Consider the following 3,046-nt stretch of genomic DNA (forward strand, 5'->3'; position numbering starts at 1 on the left):
CCAAGAACCGAGGGCCAAGCCGAGGTAACCAATCAGGATCGAAACAGGAACCGCCGTTCCGATTCTGATTGGTTCCCGTCAGCCTGGGATGCGCTACGCTCTCGGACGAGCCCGCACGTTTCCTTCTCGTCGGCGTCGCGGCTTGGGACGGCAGACGGAACGCGTCGACGGTCACCGGATGACACGCGTTCGGTTGAGACCGGTTGGCGGAAGGCAGCGTGATCATGATTTGTGCTGCCCGGGGCCTCAGGAAGCCTAGGTCACAGGGGGACGCCGTGGTGCGGCCTACGCTTGACGCCCGTCCCGGGGGTCGTCCGCGGGATGAGTCACGGGACGGCGCAATCCGTCGTGCCACCCTCCAGCTACTCGCCGAGGTGGGCTACGACGGGGTCACCATGGACAGGGTGGCCACCCGGGCGAAAGCCGGCAAAGCCACGATCTACCGCCGTTGGCCTTCCAAGGTCGCCCTGGTCATGGACGCGATCACGACAATGGCCGAGCAGTCCGTACCCGTTCCCGACACCGGCTCGTTCCGCACGGACATGCTGGCGTTCCTCTCCTCGTACCGGGATGCCATCGGCGATGATCGCGGCAGAATCATGGCCGAGCTGGTGTCGGAAATGCCCCGTAATTCCGAGCTGCGGGACGCTCTGCGTAATGGGCTACTCGCCCAACGCAAAGCCGCGGCCGATGTCATCGTGCACCGTGGTATCGCCCGCGGGGAGATCGGCGCCGGTGCCGACCACGCGATGCTCATCGAGCTCGGACCGGCACTCGTCCTGCAACGGATTCTGCTGTCCGGTGAAGTCGTGGACGCCGCGTTCATGGAACGGATCGTCGACGATCTGATCATTCCCTATGCCGTCCACGGCCAAGCGGGCCAACGGGCGTGCGACGATCATCAGATCACGCGCCCGCAGGCCGCTGTTCCCCTAGCACTAGCGGAACAGCCGACGACCTGATCCCGGAACACCGCGAGCACCGCGAGCACCGGATCGGGACGGTTTTTCCAGCCGCGCGATAATGGGCGCAGGCTCGAGAACGTCCGAGGATGCGGGGGAGATGTGGCAACCGGCCTGACACTCGCGGTCGACCTCGGCACAGGCTGCACGTCCGCCTGCGTCGACGTGGACGGCCGCGGGGTATCCCTGCGACTCGGGCCGGACGGGCCAATGCCAGCAGTGGTCACCTTGAGTAATGACGGACGGCTGTTAACCGGTACCGCGGCCGTGGAGGTCGCGGCCGCGCATCCCGACCGCGCCCAGCGCCATCCATTACGGGCGCTGGAGACGACCGATCAGGTCCAGCTCGCCGGAATGACCATCCCCACGATCGAACTGATCGCCGCCGTCCTGCGCCAGGTTCTGCACGAGGCGACCCGCCGTGCTCCGGGCCCACCGCCGGGCCAGGTTGTCCTCACCGCGCCGGTCCGCTGGGCGTCAACGGAGATCGACAAACTCCGGGCGGCCGCTGCCAGGGCGGGGCTCACCGACATCGTGCTGCTCCCGGAACCGATCGCGGCGGCACGCTGGCATGCCGATCCGGCCGGCATCCGCGCGGGCACGGCCGTTGCCGTGTACGACCTGGGCGCCACGACCCTCGCGACGACGATTCTCACCGCGACACCCAACGGATTCGAAATCCGCGGGGAACCCGGCGGCAATCCCGCCTTTGGTGGCGAGAACATCGACGACATCCTCCTCCGTCGAGTGGCAGAACGGGCACGCACAGTTGACTCACGTGGATGGGACGCACTGTGGGCCGACCTGAGTCCATCCACGCGCCAGCGCCACCACCAACTGCGCCAGCAGGTTGTGGCGGCCAAGGAAGCACTGTCGACAACCACCGTCTGCACTGTCGCGGTAGGCGGATCCATCGGTGACATCAAGGTCACCCGGGCGGACCTGGAAGCGTCGATCGAAGGTGACCTACGCGCGACCGTGACGGAGTTGCTCCGCACAGCGCAGAACGCGGGGGTCCGACCCGGCGAGCTCACCGCGATCTTTCTTGTCGGCGGTTCGACCCGCATCCCACGGATTTCGGCGCTGTTGGCGGAGATGACTGGCGTCCGGCCCCGGCCCGCCGACGACCCCCAGGCCGCGATAGCGCTGGGCGCCCTGCTGACCGCGACCACCGCGACCGCGGGACCCGCGCTGAGACCGGAACCGGCCCTCCACGCCACCCGCGTCCTGCCGGCATCCGCCGCCGGCATGGCCGCTGGCCCCAACCCGTCCGCACCCCGGGATCAGTACCCGCCGACCGCGGGCTACCCGTTCGGCGAGCAGCCGCCCTCGGGTCCGTACCCGCCGCCAGGCGCGTACCCGCCGCCAGACGGTTACCCAGGCGGACCGCCGCAGCGGCGGCCGTCGCGCTGGCGACCCACCGCCATGGTCGGAGTGATCGTCGCGCTCCTGGCCCTCGCCGTCAGCATCCCGGTGATCGCATTTACCATGACACGTTCGGACAAACCCAACCCCAACCCGACCGCAAGCCGAACCCTGCCGGCGATCCCGACCGGACCGGCCGACACGTCGCGGCCCACCTCGTCGGCATCACCATCACCATCACCATCCGCATCCGCATCCGCATCGGCCAGCGGTTCCGCCGCCGGGCTGACCGTGGCCCAACGCAGGCTGTCGGCAGTGCTCGATCCCGCCGAAATGACCGACTGCGAGGCGAATCCGGATGGCGAGGACTCCGACGTCGACGCGTCGCTGAAGTGCGCGGCGAGCAACGGCACAACCGTCATCGCGTTCCATTACTACACCGCGAGATCCCTGCGCAACGACGTCGACTACCGGTCCGGTCAGATCAACGACGAGGGCACCTGCGAGAACGGCCGTTCCAGCGTCGGAACCTGGCAGGTGGGCAGCAATTCCAGCGTCGATGCCGGCGCGCTCCTGTGCTACTACCACAGTGGGCAGTTTGTGATGTTCTGGAGCTACGACTCGGACCTGGTCAGCTTCGCCGCCGCGGACACCGACGCCGCATCCCTCTACCAGTGGTGGAAGCGGTTCGACCCGCTGGCCTGACCCGGCCACCTACC

At 68.1% G+C, this 3,046-nt stretch carries 2 protein-coding genes; both read left to right on the forward strand.

Going from position 1 to position 3,046, the window contains the following annotated elements:
• The first annotated feature begins 278 nt into the window (after nt 1–278).
• Nucleotides 279–962, forward strand: a complete 684-nt coding sequence (locus tag U9980_RS07140; protein WP_322767206.1) for a TetR/AcrR family transcriptional regulator — start codon at nt 279–281, stop codon at nt 960–962.
• 102 nt (nt 963–1,064) lie between these two features.
• Nucleotides 1,065–3,032 (forward strand): Hsp70 family protein, encoded by a 1,968-nt coding sequence (locus tag U9980_RS07145; RefSeq protein WP_322767207.1) that lies wholly within the window; start codon nt 1,065–1,067, stop codon nt 3,030–3,032.
• Nucleotides 3,033–3,046 lie beyond the last annotated feature (14 nt).

The organism is Protofrankia sp. Cr1 (assembly GCF_963555865.1).
In the GTDB taxonomy this organism is placed as follows: Bacteria; Actinomycetota; Actinomycetes; order Frankiales; family Frankiaceae; genus Protofrankia.